21 protein-coding genes are annotated in these 23,138 nt (G+C 68.2%); 11 read left to right on the forward strand and 10 right to left on the reverse strand.

Going from position 1 to position 23,138, the window contains the following annotated elements; genetic code table 11:
• Positions 1-11: 11 nt before the first annotated feature.
• From HD557_RS08905 to HD557_RS08915, 3 genes are read right to left on the reverse strand one after another with little or no spacing between them, the layout of a single operon-like run.
• A complete protein-coding gene (locus tag HD557_RS08905) occupies positions 12-875 on the reverse strand; it encodes an alpha/beta fold hydrolase (RefSeq protein ID WP_008357590.1) in 864 nt (287 codons plus the stop codon).
• Positions 876-922: 47 nt separating this feature from the next.
• Positions 923-1,618, reverse strand: coding sequence for an alpha/beta fold hydrolase (locus HD557_RS08910; protein WP_008357589.1), 696 nt, complete (start codon positions 1,616-1,618; stop codon positions 923-925).
• Complete coding sequence (locus HD557_RS08915; protein ID WP_196873628.1) at positions 1,615-2,919, reverse strand: YhgE/Pip domain-containing protein; 1,305 nt, start codon at positions 2,917-2,919, stop codon at positions 1,615-1,617. Before HD557_RS08915 ends, HD557_RS08910 begins: the two co-directional genes overlap by 4 nt.
• Before the next feature lie 30 nt (positions 2,920-2,949).
• Between HD557_RS08915 and HD557_RS08920 the strand changes: the two genes are divergently transcribed.
• Positions 2,950-3,195 (forward strand): hypothetical protein, encoded by a 246-nt coding sequence (locus HD557_RS08920; protein WP_040755013.1) that lies wholly within the window; start codon positions 2,950-2,952, stop codon positions 3,193-3,195.
• A gap of 21 nt (positions 3,196-3,216) precedes the next feature.
• On the opposite strand, the gene HD557_RS08925 is transcribed toward HD557_RS08920, so the two are convergent.
• Positions 3,217-4,467: an MFS transporter gene (locus tag HD557_RS08925; RefSeq protein WP_008357583.1), complete on the reverse strand. Its 1,251-nt coding sequence runs from the start codon at positions 4,465-4,467 to the stop codon at positions 3,217-3,219.
• A 292-nt stretch (positions 4,468-4,759) separates the two neighbouring features.
• On the opposite strand from HD557_RS08925, the gene HD557_RS08930 reads away from it, so the two are divergent.
• Complete coding sequence (locus HD557_RS08930; protein ID WP_196873629.1) at positions 4,760-7,891, forward strand: BTAD domain-containing putative transcriptional regulator; 3,132 nt, start codon at positions 4,760-4,762, stop codon at positions 7,889-7,891.
• A gap of 145 nt (positions 7,892-8,036) precedes the next feature.
• On the opposite strand, the gene HD557_RS08935 is transcribed toward HD557_RS08930, so the two are convergent.
• The 3 genes from HD557_RS08935 to HD557_RS08945 are packed head-to-tail and all read right to left on the reverse strand — an operon-like array spanning position 8,037 to position 10,597.
• Positions 8,037-8,876, reverse strand: coding sequence for an MBL fold metallo-hydrolase (locus tag HD557_RS08935; RefSeq protein ID WP_008357580.1), 840 nt, complete (start codon positions 8,874-8,876; stop codon positions 8,037-8,039).
• A gap of 29 nt (positions 8,877-8,905) precedes the next feature.
• Positions 8,906-9,388, reverse strand: coding sequence for a PaaI family thioesterase (locus tag HD557_RS08940; protein ID WP_008357578.1), 483 nt, complete (start codon positions 9,386-9,388; stop codon positions 8,906-8,908).
• A gap of 42 nt (positions 9,389-9,430) precedes the next feature.
• Positions 9,431-10,597 (reverse strand): acetyl-CoA C-acyltransferase, encoded by a 1,167-nt coding sequence (locus HD557_RS08945; RefSeq protein WP_196873630.1) that lies wholly within the window; start codon positions 10,595-10,597, stop codon positions 9,431-9,433.
• Between the two features lie 102 nt (positions 10,598-10,699).
• Here HD557_RS08945 and HD557_RS08950 point away from each other — a divergent pair, with 102 nt between their 5' ends.
• Complete coding sequence (locus HD557_RS08950; RefSeq protein WP_008357575.1) at positions 10,700-11,245, forward strand: winged helix-turn-helix transcriptional regulator; 546 nt, start codon at positions 10,700-10,702, stop codon at positions 11,243-11,245.
• Between the two features lie 127 nt (positions 11,246-11,372).
• Positions 11,373-12,260 carry a hypothetical protein gene (locus HD557_RS08955; protein ID WP_196873631.1) on the forward strand — a complete coding sequence of 296 codons (888 nt, stop codon included), beginning with the start codon at positions 11,373-11,375 and terminating at the stop codon, positions 12,258-12,260.
• On the opposite strand, the gene HD557_RS08960 is transcribed toward HD557_RS08955, so the two are convergent.
• Complete coding sequence (locus HD557_RS08960) at positions 12,235-12,714, reverse strand: DUF6326 family protein (protein ID WP_231380236.1); 480 nt, start codon at positions 12,712-12,714, stop codon at positions 12,235-12,237. The two genes, HD557_RS08955 and HD557_RS08960, sit on opposite strands and share 26 nt — an antisense overlap.
• A gap of 162 nt (positions 12,715-12,876) precedes the next feature.
• Between HD557_RS08960 and HD557_RS08965 the strand changes: the two genes are divergently transcribed.
• From HD557_RS08965 to HD557_RS08975, 3 genes are all read left to right on the forward strand, one after another.
• Positions 12,877-14,016, forward strand: coding sequence for a sensor histidine kinase (locus HD557_RS08965; RefSeq protein ID WP_196873633.1), 1,140 nt, complete (start codon positions 12,877-12,879; stop codon positions 14,014-14,016).
• Entirely contained in the window at positions 14,013-14,669 is a 657-nt protein-coding gene (locus tag HD557_RS08970) for a response regulator (RefSeq protein WP_196873634.1), read from the forward strand. The genes HD557_RS08965 and HD557_RS08970 overlap by 4 nt, the downstream gene beginning before the upstream one ends.
• Positions 14,670-14,731: 62 nt before the next feature.
• On the forward strand, positions 14,732-14,956 hold the full coding sequence (locus HD557_RS08975) for a DUF2630 family protein (protein WP_196873635.1): 225 nt from the start codon (positions 14,732-14,734) through the stop codon (positions 14,954-14,956).
• A gap of 70 nt (positions 14,957-15,026) precedes the next feature.
• On the opposite strand, the gene HD557_RS08980 is transcribed toward HD557_RS08975, so the two are convergent.
• Positions 15,027-15,620, reverse strand: coding sequence for a hypothetical protein (locus tag HD557_RS08980; RefSeq protein WP_196873636.1), 594 nt, complete (start codon positions 15,618-15,620; stop codon positions 15,027-15,029).
• A gap of 237 nt (positions 15,621-15,857) precedes the next feature.
• Between HD557_RS08980 and HD557_RS08985 the strand changes: the two genes are divergently transcribed.
• Positions 15,858-16,667: a mycofactocin-coupled SDR family oxidoreductase gene (locus tag HD557_RS08985; protein ID WP_196873637.1), complete on the forward strand. Its 810-nt coding sequence runs from the start codon at positions 15,858-15,860 to the stop codon at positions 16,665-16,667.
• A 25-nt stretch (positions 16,668-16,692) separates the two neighbouring features.
• Here the strand turns inward: HD557_RS08985 and HD557_RS08990 are convergent, their stop codons facing one another.
• Positions 16,693-17,373: a hypothetical protein gene (locus tag HD557_RS08990; protein WP_196873638.1), complete on the reverse strand. Its 681-nt coding sequence runs from the start codon at positions 17,371-17,373 to the stop codon at positions 16,693-16,695.
• 1,260 nt (positions 17,374-18,633) lie between these two features.
• Here HD557_RS08990 and HD557_RS08995 point away from each other — a divergent pair.
• The 3 genes from HD557_RS08995 (at position 18,634) to HD557_RS09005 (ending at position 22,638) form a co-directional block, all read left to right on the forward strand.
• Positions 18,634-20,100, forward strand: coding sequence for an APC family permease (locus HD557_RS08995; RefSeq protein WP_196873639.1), 1,467 nt, complete (start codon positions 18,634-18,636; stop codon positions 20,098-20,100).
• Between the two features lie 142 nt (positions 20,101-20,242).
• Positions 20,243-21,082, forward strand: a complete 840-nt coding sequence (locus HD557_RS09000) for an SDR family oxidoreductase (RefSeq protein ID WP_196873640.1) — start codon at positions 20,243-20,245, stop codon at positions 21,080-21,082.
• A gap of 56 nt (positions 21,083-21,138) precedes the next feature.
• The gene (locus tag HD557_RS09005) at positions 21,139-22,638 is read left to right on the forward strand and encodes a long-chain-fatty-acid--CoA ligase (protein ID WP_196873641.1); all 1,500 of its coding nucleotides are present in this window, start codon (positions 21,139-21,141) and stop codon (positions 22,636-22,638) included.
• Positions 22,639-23,138: the final 500 nt, after the last annotated feature.

Raw genomic sequence — 23,138 nt, forward strand, 5'->3', positions numbered from 1 at the left:
GCGAGGACCGCTCAGCGGACCGAGCGAATCGCGTTCTCGATGAGAGCGAGCGTCTCGTACGGGTGGGACTGCATCGCCACGTGCGAGGACCTCACCCTCACGATCTTGGCGCCGGCCCGGTTCGCCATGAACTCCTGAGCCGCGGGCGGGATCGCCTTGTCGGCTGTGGCCAGCAGGTACCAGGAAGGGACGGACTTCCATGCGGGCTCTCCGGACGGTTCGGTGAACGCCGCCAGCGAGAACGGACGCTGGGAGGCCTGCATCACGGTGGTCGTGCTGCGGGGGAGGTCGCCGGCGAAGGCCTCGCGGAAGATGTCTGCCTTCAGATACAGATCGACCCCGACGCCGCCATCGGGCAGCGGGTAGGGGCGGGGTTCCAGGGCGTCCTCGGTGACCAGCGTGCCAGGAAACTGCTGGGCGAGCTGGGCAACCGGTTCGCCGGCGTCAGGGACGAATGCCGCGATGTAGACGAGGGCCTTGACGTTCGGTAGGCCGGTCGCCGCGTTGCTGATCACGGCGCCGCCATAGGAGTGGCCGACGAGGACGACGGGGCCTGGGATCGTCTCGAGGATGCTGCGCAGGTACGCCGCGTCGGAGGAGAGCCCACGCAGCGGGTTCGCCGGGGCGATGACCGGGTAGCCCTCCTTGGTGAGCTCCGCGACTTCGCGCTGCCAGCCAGAGGCGTCGGCCCACGCACCGTGGACCATGACGATCGTGGGCTTGGCGCCCGTGCTCGAGCCGTGCTGCCCTGCTGTGGAGAGGGTGCGTCCGGTCGCCGAGGCGCCGCTGCCTGCCGTCGCGAGCATGGTGGCCGCGACCAAGAGGGTCACGAGCATTGCCGCGAGCGCTCGGCTGCGGCGGAGAGTGAACTTCATGTCAGTTCTTCCTTTCGATCTTGGGACGATTTCGTCGGGCTCGGAACCTAGGAGGCGATCGCCTTGGCAGCGCGCTTGATCAGGTCGGCCACCGCTTCGGGCTGTGAGATGAAGACGGAGTGGCTGGCGGCGACCTTCTCGACCGACGCTCCGGCCCGTGCGGCCATGCCCTCCTGCGCGGAGGGCGGGATCATCCGGTCACCGGTGGCCACGACGTACCAGCTGGGCTTGGACCGCCATGCCGGTTCGGTGACGGCGGTGCTGAGGGCGGCACCGCCCCACGGGGTCTGGGAGTCGGCCATGAACCGCGCCAGCCCGGGCGGGAGGTCGGCGGCGAACGCGTCCTGGAAGCGGTCGCGTTCCAGGACGAGCGACCCGTCCTTGCGGGGAACGATGGGCGGGGCCGGCGCGTCCGGGTCGGGCTCGGCGAGCATGGATGCGACGGACTCTCCGGCGTCGGGGGCGAACGCCGCGACGTAGACCAGGCCGGCCACCTGCGGGTGCGTGCCCGCCTCGGTGATCACGACACCGCCGTACGAGTGGCCCACGAGCAGGACGAGCCCGTCCTGGGCCTCGATGATCTGATGGACCTCGGTCACGTCCTCGGTGAGAGATCGGGTCGAGTGCTGGGTGACGGCGACGTCGAGACCGTCGTCGGTGAGGAGGTCGTGGACCGGCTGCCATCCGGATCCGTCCACGAACGCTCCGTGGACGAGGATGACGGTGGGGTTGGCGTTGCTCATCTGTTCTCCTTGATGTCGGAATGGTCGAGAGGTCGATGTCCGGTGGCCGTGATGCGATCAGGGACCGGGTCGCGCGGGTGCCTGCTGAAGGCATGGACCCGGCCGTAGGCCGTGGTCACGCCGAGCCCCAGCAGGAACCCGAGCGCGCCGCCGAGAGCGACGCTGATCCAGGCGCTGCGTAGTCCGGCCGTGGCGTCGCCGTCGAAGTAGAGCAGCGAGCGGGTGCCGTCGATGATGTGTCGGAACGGGGAGATCTCGGAGAACCAGCCGAAGAAGGCCGGGGTGGCCTCGAGAGGCACGGTTCCGCCGGAGGAGACCATCGCGAGCGCGACGAAGAAGAGTGTGTTCACGAGTGCGCCGAACCCAGGTCCCAGGGCTGCGAAGACCGCCAGGGCGCTGGTGCCGATCGCGGCGATGACGGCCGTGGAGTAGAGCCAGAGCGTGATCCAGTCGGCTGCTGTGACGCCGAGCAGGGCGGCGACGAGCTGGACGGCAGCGGCGGCGAGGGGTGCGGCGGTCACGAGGATCGCGGTCTTTCCGAGGAACGTGCTGCGCCGGGAGATGGCGGTGTAGGGCCGGCGCGCGACGAGGGGACCGATCTCGCTGGGGATGAAGCCCAGGGCGGAGTCGACCAGTGGGCCGACGAGCGAGGCGCCGATGAATCCCAGGAGGACGAGGATCAGCGAGTAGTAGAAGGCGCTGGTTCCCATCCCGGCATGGTCGGGAAGCGGTTCGTACGGGCGCGAGACGATGTCGAAGGGCTGGGACAGCAGCGCGACGTTCGCGGCCGGCGGTGCGGTGGCCGTGTCGCTGTCGAGCAGTTGGTCGCCGAGTGCGTCGGCGGCCCTGTGGAGCACGGGGGTGAGGGTGGCGACCAGCAGCCCGTTGCTGAGGCCGCCGTCTCCGGCGTTGGTGAGGATCGTGACGGTGGGGACGGTGGTGCTGACGGCCCCGGGAAGCAGGCTTGCGATCGAGTGGTCGAAGTCGGCGGGGATCACCACAGCACCCGCAACCCGGTCCTCGCGGATGGCGGTGGCCAGGTCGTCGTGGCTCATCCGGGTGACCGCCAGCGCCACACCCGCGCCGTCCTCGATCCCGGTGGCGACGCTCTCTGCCGCGCCGACCTGGGTCATGCCGGTCTGCGGCTCGATGACGAGCCCCACGGGCAGGTTGCGGAGGTGCCCTCGGGGGTCGACCGTCCCGGCCAGGTAGACCGCCGGAAGGACTGCGGCCAGGCAGACGATGAGGAGGATGGGCGCCAACCAGGTGCCTCGTGCGGCGAGCGGACGGCGCGCGTTCATGCCGGGTCCTCGCGGTTGAGGATGGCCCGGGTGGCTCGACGACTGAGTATCGAGCAGTTGCTGAGCGAGCTGAGGATCGAGCAGTTGCTCCGCGAGCTCAGGATGGAGCAGTTGCTCTCCGAGCTCAGCATCGACAGCGCCGACATCCAGGATCCGATCGAGCCGACGGAGAGTACGCCGCCGATGCATCCCACCGAGGCGATCGATCCGATGCTGCCGATGGACAGGATGGACCCCTGGGAGCAGATCGACAGGAACGAGTTCTCTGAGCGGTAGGACAACATGCTCGTGGCCCCCTCAGGCCGTCGCGGAGACGGCGGCCAGTGGCTGCGGTGGGGCCACACGAGGAACGGTGACCGCGAAGAGCAGGAGACCGGCAGCGGTGAGCACCAAGCCGGCCCAGGCGGTCGAGAGAGCGCCCCAGCCGGCGTTCAGGACGAGGGCGCCGCCGATCGCGCCGAGCGCGTTGGCGAGGTTCAGGGAGGCGAGGTTCACGGCCCCCATCAAGGTCGGGGCCTCGGGTGCGTACCGTGTCAGGAGGACCTGGATCGTCGGGATCGCCATCATGGTGGAGGCACCGACTCCGAGCAGGCAGGGCAGCAGGACGGCGAGGTTCTCTCCGCCGACCGCGATGACGGCCAGGAAGGCCAGCGCGACCGCATAGCCCAGGACCAGGCCTCGATACTCGTACTGGTCTGCCAGGCGACCACCGATCCAGTTGCCCAGCGCCATCCCTACCCCGAAGACCGCCAGCGCGACCGGGATCCAGGCTTCGTCGACCGCGACGGCGTCGGTGATGTACGGGCCGATGAAGGTGTAGACGGCGAAGATGCTCGAGATGCCCAGGGCGGCGATGGCCGTCGTGGCCCAGACCATGGGCCGTCTCAAGGCACCGAGCTCCTGCATGACGGATCCGCCGGCGAGCGCGCTGGTCCGTGGGACGAAGACCCAGATGGCGATCCCGGCCAGCAGACCGACCACCGACACGACGACGTACAGCGCCTGCCATCCGACCTGTTGCCCGATGAAGGTGCCGAGCGGCGAGCCGAAGATCGTCGCGATCGTCAGACCGGCCATCACCGTGGCAAACGCCTTGCCGCCCTTGCCCGGGCCGTAGGCGTACGCGGCGACCACCGCCCCGGCGCCGAAGTACGCTCCCTGGACCGTGCCGGTGATGAAGCGGGCCACGATGAGGACACCGAGGCCGGACGCCGCGGCGGACAGCAGGTTGCCGACGATGAAGAGCACGACCAGCCCGAGAAGGAGCGTCCGCCGGTTGAGTCGGGCGGCCGCGATGGTGAGCACCGGTGATCCGATGACGACGCCGAGGGCGTAGGCGGTGATCGCGTTCGTCGCGGTCGGCACCGAGGCACCGAGATCGGCCGCGAAGAGCTGGACGATGCCGTTGCTCCCGAACTCGCCCGACCCGATGGCGAAGGTGCCCAGCGCCAAGGCGAACAGGATGAGCGCGTCACGCTGTCTCGACGCCTGTGCCGGATGTCGGTTCTCCGCGGCTCTGCATTGCGCGTTGTAGGCCTGTTCGTGCATCGTCTGTCCTCTTCCACGCGGAGGTCCGCATGCCCGGCCTTCGACCACGGGCACACGCTCGGTCGATCGGAATCTACGAAGGCGTACTGGACGGGCCGTGGAGATTTTGTGGAGCCCGGCTCGCCCCAGAGGGCTGCGGCGGATTCGATGGGCGCCTAGGCTGGTGCCGAGGCCCGGTACGTGTCGGGGTGTGGGCCAACCGCCTGCGCCCATAGGACTCACGATGGAACACTCCTCGATCGCCGAGAGATCGGATCCGCGGAGTTCCCTGCGCCTGCAGATTCTCGGCCCGTTGCGTGCCTATCGCGACGACGTCGAACTGGAGACCGGCCCGCGGCAGCAGGGGTACCTGCTGGCTCTGCTCCTCGCGCGGGCGGGCCGGCCGACGAGCATGTCGGAGCTCGTAGATCTCCTCTGGGAGGAGAACGTCCCGATGTCGGCGGTCAACACTGTCCAGAAGTACGTTGGGACCATCCGCCGCATGCTCGAGCCCGACCTTCCGGCGCGCGAGTCCGGGCGCTTCATCGTCCGCAGAGGCGGCGGCTACGCCTTCGTCGGAGGGACCGCCGCGGTGGACCTGATCGACTTCAGGTCGCATGTCGACAGCGCCAGAACCCACCTCTCCTCAGGCCGACGTGACGAGGCGGTCGACCAGTACGCCCAGGCACTCGGTCTTTGGCACGGTCCGGCCGGCGACGGCCTCGGTCCGAGCGCGACCACCTCACCGTTGTTCGCCGGCATCAACGAGGAGTTCTTCGACGCCTGCGTCGCGGTGGGGGAGCTGGCCCACACGCAGCGGCTCTCCACACAGATCCTTCAGCCGCTGCGCCTGGCCGCCTGGATGGCACCGCTCAACGAGCCCGTTCAAGCCAGCCTGATGACCGCCCTTGCCGCCGCGGGCAAGCAGGCCGAAGCACTCTCCGTCTTCGAGGCCGTTCGGGCTCGGCTGGCCGGCGACCTCGGGGTGACCCCCGGCGAGGCGCTGCAGGCCGCCCGGACGCGCGTCGTGAAGCAGGCCCGCGTCCGGAGCGACCAGCAGAGCGACCAGGGAGAGAGCGCGCCACTCGTCGGACGCGGCGAGGAACGCGCCCTGCTGGCGCGTTCGCTCGAGTCGGCGGCGGCGGGCAACGCCGCCCTGATCATGGCCGAAGGCGAACCCGGGGCAGGAAAGACGTCTCTCTTCTCCGAGTTCACCCAGGATGCCGAGCGGCTTGGTGCACTCGTCGTGTGGGGACGGTCCCTGAACCACGAGGGAACGCCGGCCCTGTGGCCATGGAGCCGTCTCATCTCCGACCTCGTGGCGAGCCAGCCGGAGCCCACCCGCGCAGGGTTGGCCAGCGGCGAGATCCGACGCCTCCTCGACCCGCGCCCGGAGAACCTCCTCGGTGGTGCGGTGCTACCGGACAGCGGCGCTCAGTTCCGTCTCTTCGAGCAGACCGTCGACCTCATCCGGAGAGCCGCTGCCGAGCGTCCGGTCGTGCTGGTGATCGACGACCTGCAATGGGCGGACGTCGCGTCGTTGCAGCTGTTCAGACATGTGGCAACCCAACAGCCGGACGGCGTCGTCCTGGCTGGTCTCCTGCGCGATCGCGCTCCCGCCCCTGGCGATGGGCTCGGGGGAATGCTCGCAGCGGTCGGACGTCTGCCCCATCACCAACGCATCCGCATCGGCCCGCTCCAACCGACCGAGGTCGGCGAGCTCGTCCGGCGCGAGACCGGACGGACACCGAGCCCGTACGTCGCTCGTTGCATCCAGGCGCGCACCGAGGGCAACCCGTTCTTCGTACGTGAGCTCGCCCGCCTCCTGGCCGACAGCGATCTCGACGTCGCGGCCGGTGAGGACGCCCTGGTACGCACGGGCGTTCCGTCCACGGTGCGTGACATCGTGCGAGACCGTCTCGCCGGTCTCGACCAGGAGACGAGGCGGCTCGTCGAGATCGCAGCGCTCATCGGGCGGGAGGTGGATGTCCGTCTGCTCGCTCGTGCAGCCGGCGTCGGGATGTCGGCCTGTTCGGCACTGCTCGCCACCGCCGACTCGCAGGGCCTGCTGGAGCCGGCCGAGGACAGACCGCTCTCCGTGCGGTTCGTGCACGACCTGGTTCGTGAGTCGGTGCATCAGACGACCTCGCGACTGCTCTCGACCGGTCGGTTGCACCTGCAGATCGCCGATGCGTTGGAGGGGATCCACGGGGACGACGACGCGGTCACCGAGCGACTTGCTCACCACCTGTGGCTGGCCGGGCCGTTCGCAGACCCCACACGAACCACGACCGCCCTCGTCCGCGGCGGTCGACGAGCCGTTGCCCAGTCGGCCTTCGACGCGGCGGTCCCGCACCTCGAGGCCGCTGCCAGCATCGCGCACTCGGCCGGTCTGCTCGAGCTCGAACTGTCCGCGCTGTCACAGCTCGTAGCGGTGATCGGGATGCAGACGGGCTACATGGGAAGCGCCGACGCCACCTTCGACCTGCTCGAACGCGCGGAGCGGGCCGCCCGCGGCCTCGGGCGGGAGCGAGAGGCGGCCGACTTCCTCTTCTCCCACTGGGCCGCTCACTCCCAGGCGATCCAGCTCGACCGCAGCGGTCAGCTGGCCCACCGGCTCCTCGCGGACAGCGAACGATCCGAGGATCCGGTTGTGCGGGCGTACGGGCGACACGCCTGGGGGATCCATCAGTGGGACGTCGGAAATGTCGGTGAGGCGTATCGGCACCTCAGCGAGTCGAACGCCGTCGTCGCCGAACGGGCGAAGTCCCTCGAGCAGGACCAGCTGCGGCACGACCTTCAGCTGCTCTCACCGGCGATGCTCGCGCTCAACGCCGCCCTGCACGGCAAGGACGACGAAGCCCGTCGCATCTTCGGGCGGATCGAGAGCGACGCCGGAAACCACTCCTATGACGTCACGGTGTGGTCCGCGTTCGCGGTCACAGCCGCGGCGCTGATGGCCGACCCGCACTGGGCGCTCCGTGCCGCAGAGCGAGGCATCGCAGCGGATCCTGAGTTCGCGTTCCGTTTCCTGGGCGCCTATCAACGGCTGGGCCGATGCTGGGCACATGCGGTCACCGGCCGGGACGCCGATCGGTCTCTGGCCGAGGCAGAGGCACTGATCGAGTCGAACCTGACCGACCCGCCACGCTCCGGTCTGACGACCTGGCTGGCGCTGCTCGGCGAGATGTATCTCGCGAACGGGCGGGTCCAGGAGGCCGCAGACGCTCTCAGGCGCGCCGACGCGTCCATCGAGGCACACGGGCAACGCTATGCGGCCGCCTTCGTCCAACTGATGCACGCGAAGCTGAGACGAGCACTCGGGGACCCGCTCGAAGCCGTCCACGAGGCCGCGGGACGTGCCCGCGCGACAGCGATCACCCAGCAGGCGTACCTGTTCGTCCATCGCGCGGACGACTTCCTCGGGCTGGCTCGCAGCTCGTGAGCCGCAGTGGCGGGCAGTGGATCAGCAGTGCCGGCAGCGCCATCGCCGATCGCGGCGAAGGAGGGATGTCTGTGCCCAGCCTTCGCCGTGAGATCGCGGCAGGTTCGGGCCTTGGCGCGGAGCGTGGCCCTCGGGTGGCTGCATCTCAGGTGTAGAGAGCCGTCGCCCCGCCCCACAGCGCGCCCGGGTTCAGGCGAGCGGGATAGCGCTCCAGCATCGCGTTGAAGAAGTCGAGGGCGGTGGTCTGTTCGGTCAGGAGCGTTGCCGCGGAGGTGAGGTAGTCCCGCGTCTCGCGAATCGTCCGCTCCGCGTCGTCATCGAGGGCCTTGTTCTTGTGGCCGGCCACGATGAGCCGTGGGTGGAGCGACTCGACGGTGTCGATCGCGCGGAGCCAGGCGTTGATGCCGTCACCCTGCGCCTCTCGCAGGAACTGGTGCACCCCGTTGTAGATGACGTCGCCGGCGACGACCAGGTCGAGGTCTGGGACATGGAGCACGCTGGTCTCGTCCGTGTCGGTGTGCCCGACCTCGATCACCGTGAGCGGGTGCCCCTCGAGGTCGATCGTGTTGTCGACGACCTTCGTCGCCACGACGTCGGTCGCGGGGATCTGGCCGGGAAAGAGTGCATCCCAGAAGAACTCGCGAATGGCGAGGTTGCCGTGCATCTGCTCGATCGTCCCGGCGGTGGCGACCACCTCGGCGCCGAATCGCTCGGCGAGCTCGGCGGAGCCGAACCAGTGGTCGCCGTGGCCGTGGGTGGCGAAGATGTACGTCAGGTTCTTCCCGGTCGACTCGACCCAGTCGCCGACGGCGGCGGTCTGGGCGATCGTCATCGGCGGATCGACGAGGACGGCGTCCCGGTCGCCGGAGATCAGCGTGATCGACAGCGGCGAGAACTCGCGCTTGTCGCCGTTCGGCACGAGGTCGGTGACGTTCTGGGGGATGGGGTCGGCGATGAAGACCTCGTAGGTCAGGTTTCCAGGCATTGGTGCTCCACGTTGTTCGGTGAGTGTGGTCATGTGAAGAGCAGGCAGGTGGCGATCGCATGCGCCACGACCCGCCCGTTGCTGTCGATGACTCGCGCCTCGGCAGTGGCGGTGCGGCGCCCGATGGTGACGACCTCGGCTCGGCAGCGGAGCAGCCCGCTGTCGAGGTTGGCGGCCCTGGTGAACTTGATGTTCAGATCGAGCGACGTGTATCCGGTCCCTGCGGGGAGCTTCGTGTGAACGGCACAGCCAAGAGCTGAGTCGGCAAGACCCGCGAGCATTCCGCCGTGCACCGACCCGATCGGGTTGTAGTGCCACTCCTCGGGCTGCATCTCGAACTCCGCCCAGCCGTCACCCACGGCGACCGGAAGGATGTTCGTCGTCGCTCCGGCGGGAACGAGTGGCAGCTCTCCGCTCCCGATCTTGCCGAGGAACTCCAGTCCGCTCAGGCCGGCGGCGGCATCGACGAAGACCTTCGGGTCTTCCCAGGAGTACGTGCGTTCCCGGCTCATGCGCGGCTCCGTGCTCTGCGTGTGCCGTGCATCTGCGGCATGTCAGATCCTCTCGATGATGGTCGCGTTGGCCAGTCCGCCGGCCTCGCACATGACCTGGAGGCCGAACCGGCCGCCGGTCTGTTCGAGATTGCTCAGCAGGGTGGTCATGAGCCGGGCGCCGGAACCGCCGAGAGGGTGGCCGATCGCGATGGCGCCGCCGTTGATGTTGACCCGGGCGAGATCGGCGCCGGTCTCCTTCTGCCAGGCGAGCACGACGGAGGCGAACGCCTCGTTGACCTCGAAGGCATCGATGTCGTCGATGGACAGTCCGGCCTTCTGGAGCACCTTCTGGGTGGCCGGGATGATGCCGGTGAGCATGTAGATCGGGTCGTCGCCGGCGATGGCGAAGGAGTGCACGCGTGCCCTGGGGGTCAGGCCGAGACGCGCGGTGGCCTCTTCGCTCGCCACCAGGATGGCTGCGGACCCGTCATTGACCGGCGAGCTGTTGCCCGCTGTGACACGCCAGTCGAGATCGGGGTAACGCTCGACCCAGTAGTCGTTCTTGAAGGCCAGCCGGAGGCCGGCGAGCGTGTCGATCGAGGTTTCGGGGCGGATGGTCTCGTCGGTGCGTAGGTCGTTGACCGGTGCCACCTGAGAATCGAAGAGCCCGTCCTTCCACGCGCGTGCGGCGCGGTGATGGGACTCGGCGGCGAACTCGTCGAGTCGGGTGCGGGAGAGGTTCCACTTGTTGGCGATCAGCTCGGCGCTGATGCCCTGGGGCACCAGGCCGTGGTCGTATCTGGCCCCGACCTTGGAGCCCACGAAGTCCTTGCCGAGGGTCTGCGAGCCGATCGGAATCCGGGACATCGACTCCACGCCCGAGGCGATGGCGACGTCGTACGCTCCGGCGATCACGCCCTGTGCGGCGAAGTGCAGGGCCTGCTGGGAGGAGCCGCACTGCCGGTCGACGGTCACGCCGGGGACCGACTCGGGGAACCCCGCCCCGAGCAGCGCCCAGCGGGCCGTGTTGCCGGACTGTTCGCCGACCTGGCCGACCGCACCGGAGATCACGTCGTCCACCACGGACGGGTCGATGCCGGTGCGGGAGACGAGGGCCGCCAACGTGTGGGCGTGCAGGTCGACGGAGTGGATCTCGGAGTAGGCGCCGCCTGGCTTTCCCTTGGCGATGGGAGTGCGGACGGCGTCGACGATGTATGCGCTGGTCATGACGGGGAGTTCCTTTCAGAGGCGCGACCCTGGCTCAGGGAAACCATAGTCAGAACGTACACCCTGACTTGTGACAAGCAAAGCCAGAGGTACGATGGCGCCATGGATCACGACGACAGCGCAGCTGGCTCGACCGACGTCCTCGAGCGCCTGGGAGCCTTCTCGGACCGTGACGACTGGCCCGCGAAGGGTTGGTGCCGGATCGAGCGCTCGCTCGACGTCATCGGTACCCGTTCGGCGATGGTGGTGGTCCGAGAGCTGTTCTACGGCGGGAGCAGGTTCGACGAGCTCGCCCGCCGAACCGGGCTGAGCGAGGCGGTCGTCGCCGGGCGGCTCAAGCAGCTGTACGCCGACGGGATCGTCGACCGCAGGCCGTACCGAGAGGCGGGCAAGCGCACGCGCGACGAATACGTCCTGACGGAACGCGGGCGTGGACTCTTTCCGATCGTCGTCGCCCTGATCGAGTGGGGCGAAGGATTGCGGGACGACCATCGGACAGGCGTCGAGCTGATCCACCGCGACTGCGGCACATCGCTGTCTGCTGTGGTGACGTGCGAGAAGGGCCATGACGTGCCCGTGGAGCGCGCGGCCGTGCGGCTCAGGGACGAGGAGTACGCCCTCGCCGGTCGCCGCCGCCCGAAGAAGTAGGGATGCTCGAGGCCGAGATCCACGCCGAGGAGGAGGCTCTCGCCGCGAGCGCCAGGCCGTTGGTCCGCGGCGCGGAGGACCAACGGCACTGAGGCCGGGGCGGACGCTCGGACTACGTTGGCCGCGGGTGAGTCCTGTGACCGAGCCAATTCCTGACGGCAAGCCGCATGAGTCCACGAGCACCAGCCGCCGGTGGGCGTGGGCGATGACCGCCGTCGCGGCGGTGCTCGCGGTTGCGGTCGTCGTGTTCATCGCCCTTGCGGTGCGCTCGGAGGACGGTGACCGTCGTGCGGACCCGAGTCCGTCGGCGAGCAGCACCGCGACGCCGTCGCCTTCCACGAGCACGACTCCTACGGAGTCCGCCACCCCGAGCCCGACACCTACGAGACCGACGCCCACGTCGCCCTCGCGGTTCGGCTTTCAGCCGCTGTGGCCGTTCGCCGGCGTCGAGGAAGCGGCGGTGTGGCAACAGGCATATCGCGAGGGCGGGCACCAGCCGTGGCACCTCGATGCGGGGCTGGTCGCGCTGCGGTTCACCCAGAGCTACCTCGGGTACCAGGAGGTCGACCGGGTGTTGCGGGTGACGATCTCCGACGACCAGGCATGGGTCGACGTCGGGTTCCGGCTGCCCGACGGCAAGGCCAGCACGTCGGCGATCCTGCACCTGGCGAAGATCGGAACCGGTTCGTACGCCCCGTGGGAGGTCGTCGGAACGAAGGACAGCACCCTGTCGCTGACCACCCCGCGCTACGGCGCGACGGTCACGTCCCCGATGGCCGTCGGCGGCCGGATCACCGGGGTGGACGAGAGCCTCGTGGTCCGGGTCCTGCGCCTGGGCACCGGCGAGGTCGGCCATTCCCCAGGTGTCCCCGCCGGTGGGCAGGACCGTCCGTGGTCGACCACGATGCCGTTCGCCGCACCCGCGGGCAGCGTACTGACCATCGCGGTGTCGACCGGTGGTCATGTCGCCGGCGTCGAGCGGTTCGCCATCACGGGCGTCCGCGTCGGGCCATAGCGCTGTCTCCGGCCGGGGCGGTCGCGGCGGTGGCGGTGCGGGGCCAGGTCCAGGCGTACCGGACGATGAGCGCGAGAAGGCCCAGTTCGAGCACGACGCCGAGACCGTAGAAATACAGCCAGGACGCGCCCGCCAGGTTGAAGGCCGTGACCGGGACGTAGAGCGCGGCCACGACGAGGTTGGTGATGCGGTTCGCCCGGGCGGGCAGTGTCATCGACAGCACGACCATGAGGGTCGGGACGGACACGAGGGCCAGCGCCGCGGTCGAGAAGGTCTGGGAGAGGTCGAACTCGAAGACCTTGCCGGCGAGGATGTCGTCGACGACGCCGGGCGTGAAGAAGTTGAGGATGTCCACGTAGGCGTAGAGGAACATGAAGCTCGTCCATGCTGCGGCGAGCTTGGCTCGCACGGAGGTCGGCTGGTCGTCCAGAGTGGCGGTCTGACGTGTTGTCATCATGGGCTCCGTTGTCGTGGTGAGGATCGGTGGGTCAACGCTCGCCGAGCCCGGCAGCGGGCACATCGGACCGGAGGCCGGAGTCCGCCCGGCCGATGGAACGATCTCCGTCTCGTACTTTCGGCCGGTACGCCGCGGCGTACCGATCCCTAGGCTGGGGCCGTGAACACTGTCCGCCGCGCCATCTGGCACGAGCCGCGGCCTGCAGACGCCCCGGCTGTGGGTCGTCTGGACTGGCTGCTGGCGGGCGTCTTTGCCGCCGCCACCCTGGTCGAGGGCATCGTTCGGCCGGGCCTGGCCTGGCGGCCCCTGGTGACGGTGCTCGCCCTGGCACTGGTGCCTGCCCTGCTCTGCCGGCGGGACCGCCCCCTGCTGGCGGCCCTCGTCGGTTGGGGCGTCGCCGGGCTGCTCTCGGCCCTCCAGTTGGCTGTGCACGCCGGGGATCTCGGCCTCTACTCGATGATGGCCGACCTGATCCTGCTCTACTCCCTGGTGCGGTGGGGCTCGGGACGGGAGATCGTGCTGGGGACGGCGTTCGTGGTGGTGGTCGTCGTGCTGGGGATGTACGCCTCCTCCGCGGGCTGGGCTGATCTCTTCGGCGGCAGCGTCCTTCTGCTGCTGATCGTCGCCCTCGCGGCCGTGTTCCGCTACCGAGCCGACCTCTGGCAGCGCCAGCAGCGCGAGATCCGCAACCAGGAGCGGGTGGCGCTCGCGCGCGAGCTGCACGACACCGTGGCCCACCACGTCTCGGCCATCGCGGTGCAGGCGCAGGCCGGTGGCGTGGTCGCGGGCATCCAGCCCGAGAAGGCCGTCGAGGTCCTGGCCGCGATCGAGTCGGAGGCGTCGCGAACCCTGGCGGAGATGAGATCGATGGTGCGGGTGCTGCGGGAGGAGGAGGCCGTCGCCTACTCGCCGCAGCCGGGAGTCGCGGACCTGCCCGCCCTGTCGCGCGCCGACGCGACGCCCGCCGTCGAGGTGTCGCTGAACGGTCCGTTGACCCGGCTGGCCGGACCCGTCGACGCCGCGCTCTACCGGCTCGCGCAGGAGGCGCTCACCAACGCCGTGCGGCACGCCCGGGGCGCGACCCGGGTCGTGATCGACGTACGCCGGGAGGGTGAGGTCGTCAGGCTGCGCGTCAGCGACGACGGACACACCGAGCCGGGGCCGGCCCCAGAGCCTGGGTTCGGCCTGCTGGGCATGACCGAGCGGGCCCAGCTCCTCGGTGGATCGCTCCGGGCAGGTCCGGCGCCCGAGGGCGGCTGGCTGGTCGAGGCCGTTCTGCCGGCGGAGGCGCCGGCATGAGCATCCGTGTGGTGGTGGCCGACGACCAGGACCTGGTACGTACCGGGCTGGCGATGATCCTCGGCGCGCAGCCCGACCTCGAGGTCGTGGGGGAGGCGGCAGACGGGCTCGCCGCACTCGACCTGGCGGCCCGGCTGCGACCCGATGTCCTCCTCGTCGACATCCGGATGCCCGGGCTCGACGGCGTCGAGGTCACCCGGCGCCTGGCCGGGCCGGACGTGACCGACCCGATGGCGGTCGTCGTGATCACCACCTTCGACCTCGACGAGTACGTCCTCGGCGCCCTGCGCGCCGGCGCCCGCGGATTCCTGCTCAAGGATGCCGGGCCGGAGCTCCTCGTGCAGGCCATCCACGCGGCGGCCGACGGGGACGCGCTGATCGCCCCCAACGTCACCCGCCGGCTGCTGGCGACCTTCGCCGACCAGGCTCCGGCGGTGCCGGTCCAGCCCGTCGATCCGCTCACCGAGCGCGAGGAGGAGGTGCTCGCCCTGGTGGCGCGGGGCCGGACCAACGCCGAGATCTCCACCGAGCTCTTCGTCAGCCTGAGCACGGTCAAGACCCATGTCGCCTCGTTGATGACCAAACTCGGCACCCGCAACCGCGTCGAGATCGCGATGTGGGCCTATGACACCGGGCGGGTGCGGGCCGGTTAGGGAAGCACCCTGTTGACCCCAACGCTGGTGACGAACCTTGTTGGAGGTGCCATGGTGGACCCATGGCCGACGAAGACATCATCACCAGGATCAGCGCGCTCGTGGATGAGGAGCACCAGCTCCGGTCCGGGTCGGGCGGCGACACTCAGCGGCTCGGCGAGCTCGAGACGCAGCTCGACCAGTGCTGGGATCTGCTCCGCCAGAGGCGCGCCAAACGAGAGTTCGGCGAGCCCGAGTCCGAGGCGCACGTGCGTCCTCCGGAGACCGTGGAGAAGTACCTCTCCTGACGCAAGGACGGGCGTCGAGGTGGTGCAGCGACCGAGGAAGGTCGGCACCTGCACTCGCAACCGCGCCGAATCACTTCCGACGGCACGCGGCGGGGTTCTGGTGCAGGTCCACGTTGTCCCTCACGATCCCGCGGTTCACCCAGCTGTTGCGAGCCACCGAGAAGTTGCCGGCGTAGGAGTTCCTGAGCACACGCAGGGAACGCACGTGATTGCCGACGACGCGGAGGTTGTTGCACGCCTTGTTGTCCCGGACCATCAATGTCCCGCGATTGTCGCGTACCACCAGATTGTTGGCGATCGACATCTCGCAGATCGCCACGTTGCGGGAGTTGCGGACCATGAGATTCCGTCCGGCGACCGGGTCCACGCGGCACCCTGCGGCCCCGATGGTGACGCGTTCGACGACGTTGCGGACGTGGATGTTCCGGCTGACGGCCGTGTCGGTGATGCTGACCACCCTCGGTGCACCGGTGGTGCGGACGTTGCCGGTGATCCTGGAATCGGTGATCACGCAGCGGGCGTCGTCCGGGATGACGACGTGGCGGAGCGTCCGGTGGTGGTAGCTGCCGTCGCAGACGAGGTCGGGCGGCAGCGCCTGGGCGCTGGGCACCTGCCCGAACACGGGTGCGAGCGCGCCGATGAGAAGGAAGACGACCTGTTTCATGTGACCCTCCGAGCTAGGGCGATGTGTGTCTTCATGACGCGCCAACGAGAACATGTGTTGCACTGGCTCGCCCATGTTCCAGATAGCCGATGCGTACTTCCCGCCGCGCGCTCCCGGCTAGCCTGGACAGGTGCCCTACGCCGACCCGACCGGAGCGAGCGCCGAGCTCGGCCAGCCGATCCTCGCCGAAACGGTCTCCGCCGCCTACGACCGCCTCCAGATCGGCGCGGTCACCCGATGACGCCCGACGCGATGGGCGCAGACGAGGCGGGCCGGGTGGCGCTGGTGACCGGAGCGGCACGTGGGATCGGGGCCGCCACCGTGCGGGGCCTGGTGGCCGAGGGCGTACGCGTCGTCGCGCTCGACTGGTGCGCCGGCGAGGACTCCCCGGCCGGCTACCCGCAGGCCACCAGGGCAGACCTCGACACGCTCGTCGCCTCGCTCCCGGCCGGGTGGGTGGAGCCGGTCGTCGGTGACGTACGGGTCCCTGAGGCCGTGGCCGCCGCGGTCGAGGTCGCGACCCAGCGGTGGGGACGGCTCGACATCGCCGTCGCGGCGGCCGCGGTGATCGCCGGCGGCCGCCCGCTGTGGGAGGACGACTCGCTCGACCTGCAGTGGCAGATCGACGTCGCAGGGGTCTGGAACACGGCGGCCGCCGCCGTCCCGGTCATGCTCGCCGGACCCGACCCCGCCGGGTGCCGGTTCGTCGCGCTCGCCTCTGCCGCGGGCTCGCGCGGGCTGTTCCACCTCGCCGCCTACAACGCCGCGAAGCATGCCGTGGTCGGGCTGGTGAAGGGCCTGGCCGCCGACCTCGCGGGGACCGGCGTCACCGCCTGTGCCGTCTCACCCGGCTCCACCGACACCGCGATGCTGGCCGCGACCGCCGACCTCTACTCGGTCACCCCCGGCGACCTCGCCGGCCACCAGCTCCTGCGCCGCCCGCTCACCCCGGACGAGGTCGCCGCCACCGTCGTGCACGCCTGCTCCCGTGCCGGCGCCGTGCTCAACGGATCGGACGTCGCCGCCGACGGAGGCTTCGGCGGATGACAGGTCTGGTGAGGCCGAGAGCCGGTCAGCGGGTTGGCGTGGGCCGGGGACCAGCTGGGCCGCCTGCGAAAGCAGGTGCGGCGATCACCGTGTCCGGCGCGGGGCACGCCGCGATACCGGCCTCGAGCAGAGCCCCCAGCCGTTGGTCACCGTCGGGGCTAGCGCTCGCCACGACCCCGTCGACGGTGCACCGGACCATCGTCGGCGCGCTCCGTCTGGCGAAGGTGCGGGCGTCGATCGGGCTCCGGATCCCAAGTCCGTCGACCCAGGCGACCGCCCCGGGAACCATCTCGAGTGCGAACCGGGCCTCCCGCCGGGTGGCCGCCAGATCGGGCTCGGCATCCGCGCACAGGCGCTCGGCTTGAAGCAGGCCGGCTGCCAGCGGTCGCTGCGTCGCTTCGGGGACGTCGAGGATGGTTTCCGCCGCTACCGCCACCGCGACCGTGAGCCAGGTGCGGTCGTTCCCGCGCCGGCCCACGACCGAGGGGACGAGTGGCAGCAGCTGCTGGCGTCCGTCGTCACTGGTGCGATCGTTCACCAGCCGTGCCAGATGCGCGAGCAGGGGATGGGTGCAGGAGGGATGATCGCTCCACCGCTCACCGGCGAGGACCGAGGCGAGCTCCATGAAGCACGCGCCGCGTCGTGGCGTTCGATGCCGGCCACGTGACAGAACCGGGATGCCGTCGGGAATGCGTGATGGGTTCATCGCAACCTCCTACTCCGAGGATGCGCCGATGTGCTGGCGCGATCAACCCCTTGGCCGGATGCTCGGACACCCGGCTCGTCCGGGTCGGCCGCAGGCATGTCCCCGGTGCGTACGGAACGGCCGAAGGCCCCGGGAGATCCCGGGGCCTTCGGCGTCGGACAGCAGAGCGGTCGGCTCAGATGTCGTAGTAGAGCTCGAACGCTCGAGTGATTGGTGGTCGCTTGCGAGCGTTGGTGGAACCGCAGGTCAGCGTGGCTTTGGTTGGTGGGCGCTGATGGCGTTATGCGGCTGAAAGCGATACTCCTGCGGAATCCCTGCGGAACGGAGTCTCCAACTGCTCGCCAGTGTCGGACTGATCCGACCATTCCAACTGTCGGTACCGCCCCAGCGGTGAGTCAAGGTTACTCCGAGGTTGCCCGCGCCGCTGGCCTGAATGTTGGGAAGCGGTCCCGCGGGGATGATTATTAATGGATGTCGACGGCAATGTGCGTCTGACCTGCGGAAACACGATTTCCGCCGACGGCTGCCGATGGTCCTGAGTGACTCTCGATCGGACAGTAGCGACCGGGGTCGGTCCCGACTCCATCAGCTCGCGAAGCAGAATGCACCTAGCCACGTCCCAAGGCTGAGGGGATGGCTGGGTGCTCTTGATCGTCGGAGCGGCGCAATTGACTTCGCACCGGCAGCCCGGGAGTCGACTGTGACCGTTGCGCCGAGATTTCTGGAGTCTCGAGGCTCATGTTCATGAGCTGCCCAGGTGCTCGAGCAGGCGGCCGCTCGCGGCATCCGCTTCATCGTCCCCGGCGACGCCGAGTGGCCCATCCAACTCGACGCACTCCGCGGCGCCGGCGCGCTGCACCGCCGCGGGGCTGAACCCATCGGGCGTGTGGGGTCCTCGGATCACACGACTCACGCCACCACGCCGGCAACGCCGTCGCGGTCGTCGGCTCACGAGCCGCCACCAACTACGGCAAACGAACTGAGCCGCGACCTCGGGTTGTGAAGCTCACGGCGCATCCTGAGGATCTGAAGACCGCTCTGTCGAGGACGTGTGGGTCCGAATTCGACACTGGGGTGGACACGTCGAGACCCACCCCCTATCGTGAAACACGACACAAGTCGCGTCTGTAGTTTTGTGTTCGATGCCGGGTCGCAGCCCCCACCGTTCGGTTGCTGGCCGCGACAGCGTGTCGCATCACAGCCTCGGGGCCGCGAACCAACACCCCGCGTCGAACGATGACTGGACACCGAAGGAACACCATGGATCGAACGATCGGCACCGACCACGGCGTGCCCGCGGCGGAGTCAACGCCAGCGCACGGGAAGCTAGAGGGAAACCTCGGCGTCTTCCACCTCGTCTTCACCGTCATGGCGTTCCAGGCGCCCATCGTGGCGTTCCTCGCCTACACCCCGGTAGCGATCCTGCTGGGTAACGGACTTGGCACTCCTGTTGCGTTCGCAATCGCCGGAGTCATCCTTGCTCTGTTTGCCGTGGGACTACTCGCAATGGCCAAGCATGTCCCCAACCCTGGCGGGTTCTACGCCTTCATCACCGCAGGTCTGGGACGACGGATCGGGCTCGGGTCCTCCCTGGTCGCCATCATCTGCTACTACTTCACGCTCGTCGGTATCTACGTTCTCATCGGGGTGTCGCTGAGGTCCCTGTGCACCGACTTGTTCAACGGACCCGAGATCAGTTGGTGGCTGTGGGCGTTGACGGCGTTCGTCGCGGTCACAGTGCTGGGGCACTTCCGCATGGACGTCTCCGCGAACGTGCTGACGGTGTTTCTTGTCGCCGAACTTGCATTGGTCATCGCCTACGACATCGCCGTCGTCGCTCGAGTTGGGATCGATGCCCTGTCGCTCCAGCCGCTGTCCATGCACAACATCTTCTCTGGATCGCTCGGCTTGGCGTTGATGTTCGGCGTCGGGTTGTACGGCGGTTTCGAGGCGACCCTGGTCTTCCGTGAAGAGGTTCGTGACCCGGATCGGACCATTCCTGCCGCCACCTATATCGTCATCGCACTCGTCGCCGCGCTCTTCTCCGTCTCGGCGCTGATCTTCATCAATGCCTACGGCGGCGAGGCCGTGCTGTCGGCCGTCGGGAACGGCATGGGCTCGTCGTTGGCGAGCATGCAGGAGTACGTGGGAGCGACTGCCATGAACATCGCCGAGATCCTGCTGGTTACCAGTAGCTTCGCCATCACCTTGGCTGCCCACAACATCTCGGCCCGTTATCTCTATAACCTGGGTGTCGACGAGATCATCCACCCGTCCGTGGGTCGAGCCCACGCGAAGCATGGCTCGCCCTACATGGCATCAGCTCTCGTTGGTCTCGCCGTGCTGGCAGTCCTCGTCCCGTTTACCGTCTCAGGATCGGACCCGTACGTCTTCTATGCCCACTTCGTAGGGGTGTACAGCTACTCGTTGCTGCTCCTGCTCTTTCTCACCGCCGTTGCTGTGCCAGCTTTCCTCCTGAGGAACAGAGCAGACGCAATGACAACCGTCGTCAACTCGATCGTCTGTCCCGTGCTGTCAATCATTCCGCTGGGTCTCGTCCTGATCATGGCGACAAAGAACTTCGACCTGCTGATCGGCGGCTCGAGGTCGCTCGCGACCATCATGCTGATCGGCCTCTACGGCGCCTTCGCGGGCGGCATCCTCCTCGCGACCTACTACAAGCGAGTACGGCCTGACGTCTTCGCGCGCATCGGGCGTCAAGAATGACGCACAAGTGAACTGAGGAGACGGTGCCCGGATCGCCCGCGGGTTCATCGGGTTTTCCGGGCAGCGTCTCCTCAATCGCAACGGCTCAAATCTTGGGTCCGTTGCAGTGTCCGGTGGACAGATCTGCATTGAGGAGAAACTGATGAACGACGCTGCACCGGCAGGCGACCTCGCCGGGCGAACCATCGTCATGTCTGGCGGAAGCCGTGGGATCGGGCTAGCGATCCTGATCACGGCGGCACGGCACGGCGCGAATTGCGTGCTGCTGGCCAAGACTGCCGAACCAGATCCCCGGTTGCCTGGAACGATCCACACTGCGGTAGAGCAGATCGAATCCGCAGGTGGCCGAGCGGTAGCGGTCGTCGGTGACGTCCGAAAGATCGAAGATGTCGAACGCGCGGTTAATGTAGCCACCTCGAGTTTCGGTGGAATCGACATAGTGATCAACAACGCCAGCGCGCTGAACACTCAAGGAACCGAAGACGTCACTCCCAAGCGCTTCGATCTGATGCAATCGATCAACTCACGCGGGACGTTCATGCTCACCCGCGCGTGCCTAGATGCGCTCAAGCGAAGTGATGACGGCCAGATCCTGACCTTATCTCCGCCGCTCAACCTTGACCCGGGGTGGATGGGCGCATTTCCGCCGTACATGCTCTCCAAGTACGGAATGTCCCTTCTCACTCTGGGATGGGCTTCTGAGTTCGCCGAGCACGGCATCCGCGCAAACTGTCTCTGGCCCCAGACCACCATCGCGACCGCCGCCGTGAAAAACCTTCTCGGCGGGGGACCAGCGATCTCCCAAGCTCGCCACCCACAGATCGTCGCCGATGCAGCGGTCTCGATACTGACGGATCCCGAGCGCCCAACCGCCCAGACCTTCCTCGATGAAGAAGTCTTGGTGCGCGCAGGCATCAACGAGTTCTCCCACTACGGCGGTGGCGCCGATCCTGCGGTCGACCTCTTTGTGGGCACACGATGAACGGTGTGTGCGGCGACGACCCGGTCCCTACCTCGACGGAAACAGGAAGCTGAGCGATGGCGAATCTAGCGACCAATCTGATCAAGACAGCTCGGGAACTGCCCGATCGGCCCGCGGTGAGGCTCGACGACCACGTCCTCACCTATCGCGAACTCCTAGACGCCGCGTCGACGATCGCCGAAGATCTGCGCGGACGTGGAGTAGGGCCGGGCGACCGCGTCGCAGTCTCGCTACCCAATGTTCCCGCCTTCCCCGTCGCGTTCTACGGCGCACTCCTTGCTGGTGCGGCGGTGGTTCCGATGAATCCCCTGCTCAAGAAGCGCGAGGTTGAGTTCTACCTCAGCGACTCGATGGCAAGCCTGGCCTACTGTGCTGCCGAGGGTAGCGACGCTCTGCAGGACGCCGCAAATGACCTCGGGGTCGACGCGATCCCCGTTCCCTTGAGCGGGCCAAGCCTGCGACACGTCGGTGCCTTGGAGGCCGTTCCGCGTCGCATGAGCGACACTGCCGTCATCCTCTACACATCGGGCACGACCGGGCAGCCCAAGGGTGCGGAGCTCACGCATTGGAACCTGATGTCGAACGCGGCAACCAGCGTCGAGACCCTGCTCAAGATTGATTCCGACGACGTCGTCATGGGCTGTCTGCCCCTGTTCCACGTGTTCGGATTGACGTGCGCCCTCAACGCGTCGGTTCTCGCCGGATCGTGCCTCACATTGATTTCGCGCTTCGACGCCGCCAAGGCGCTCGACGTGATCGCGCGGGACCGCGTGACCGTGTTCGAGGGCGTCCCCACCATGTATGCAGCGATGTTGCACTCCGCTGCAGCCGCCGAGGCAGACCTGCGGACCCTGCGGACCTGCATCACAGGCGGTGCCCCGATGCCTGTCGAAGTGTTGGTGGAGTTCGAAACGCGCTTCGGCTGCGAGATTCTCGAAGGCTACGGACTGTCCGAAACGTCACCGGTCGCGTGTTTCAATCACCCCGGCCAAGAGCGACGCCCAGGCACCATCGGTGTCGCCGTCCGAGGCTGCCAACTGAGGGTGGTCGACGACGCCGGGACGGACGTCGCGATCGGGGTTCCCGGCGAGATCGCCATCCGGGGGGAGAACGTGATGAAGGGATACTGGAATCGTCCCGGGGACACAGCGGCAGCAATCCCTGACGGGTGGTTCCGCACGGGCGACATCGCTACCAAGGACGTCGACGGATACATCACGATCGTCGATCGAAAGAAAGACCTGATCATCCGCGGCGGTTACAACGTCTATCCCCGCGAGGTCGAAGAGGTCCTCTACGAGCACCCAGCGGTGGCGGAGGCGGCCGTCGTCGGCGTAACCCACCCAGAACTCGGTGAGGAGATCACTGCGGCGGTCGCACTCAAACCGAATCGGACGGCGTCTCCAGAGGAACTTCGTTCGTTCGTGCGCGACCGACTGGCCGCGTACAAGTACCCACGGACAGTCTGGGTGCTCGATGCCCTCCCGAAGGGCCCCACCGGGAAGATCCTGCGCCGCGAGGTCCAGAGCATGGCGGCCGCCGGCACGCTCAAGTGAGCGTGGTCATGCAACCTGAAGTCGACACCTCCTCGATCTCAACCGCGTCCACGGTCCGGTCCGCGTAGAGGGCTCGACCAGGTCGTGGACGGATCGGGGGCCGATGTCAGCCGCGTCATCGGTCCAGAGCGCTCCTGATGTTCCTTGTGCCTGGACACCATCGGTTGTCGATAGTGAATTCGCACGCACAGAGAATCGGCCAGCACACCCACGAGCGCGCCGCTGATACCAGCCACGTCACGCAGCAGCGTGGGGAAGTCCTAGATTCCTGCGGCCACTCACTCGACCGAGATCGGCCGCGTCTCCACGACGTGTCCACATCGGTGCACGGGAACTCCCGAGGCGCACGATCTGGGCGGCGAGGCGGAGGTTCTCCGCCTCCGTACGCCAAGGGAGCCTGAAGTCGGTCGAAAGCGGTGCCACACGTGTCGATTCCATGCAGACATTCATCGACTCGGGGCCTTGGGCGGAACCCGGCCACTTCTTGCGTGCCAACCCTA

This window comes from Nocardioides luteus (genome assembly GCF_015752315.1).
Taxonomy (GTDB): domain Bacteria; phylum Actinomycetota; class Actinomycetes; order Propionibacteriales; family Nocardioidaceae; genus Nocardioides.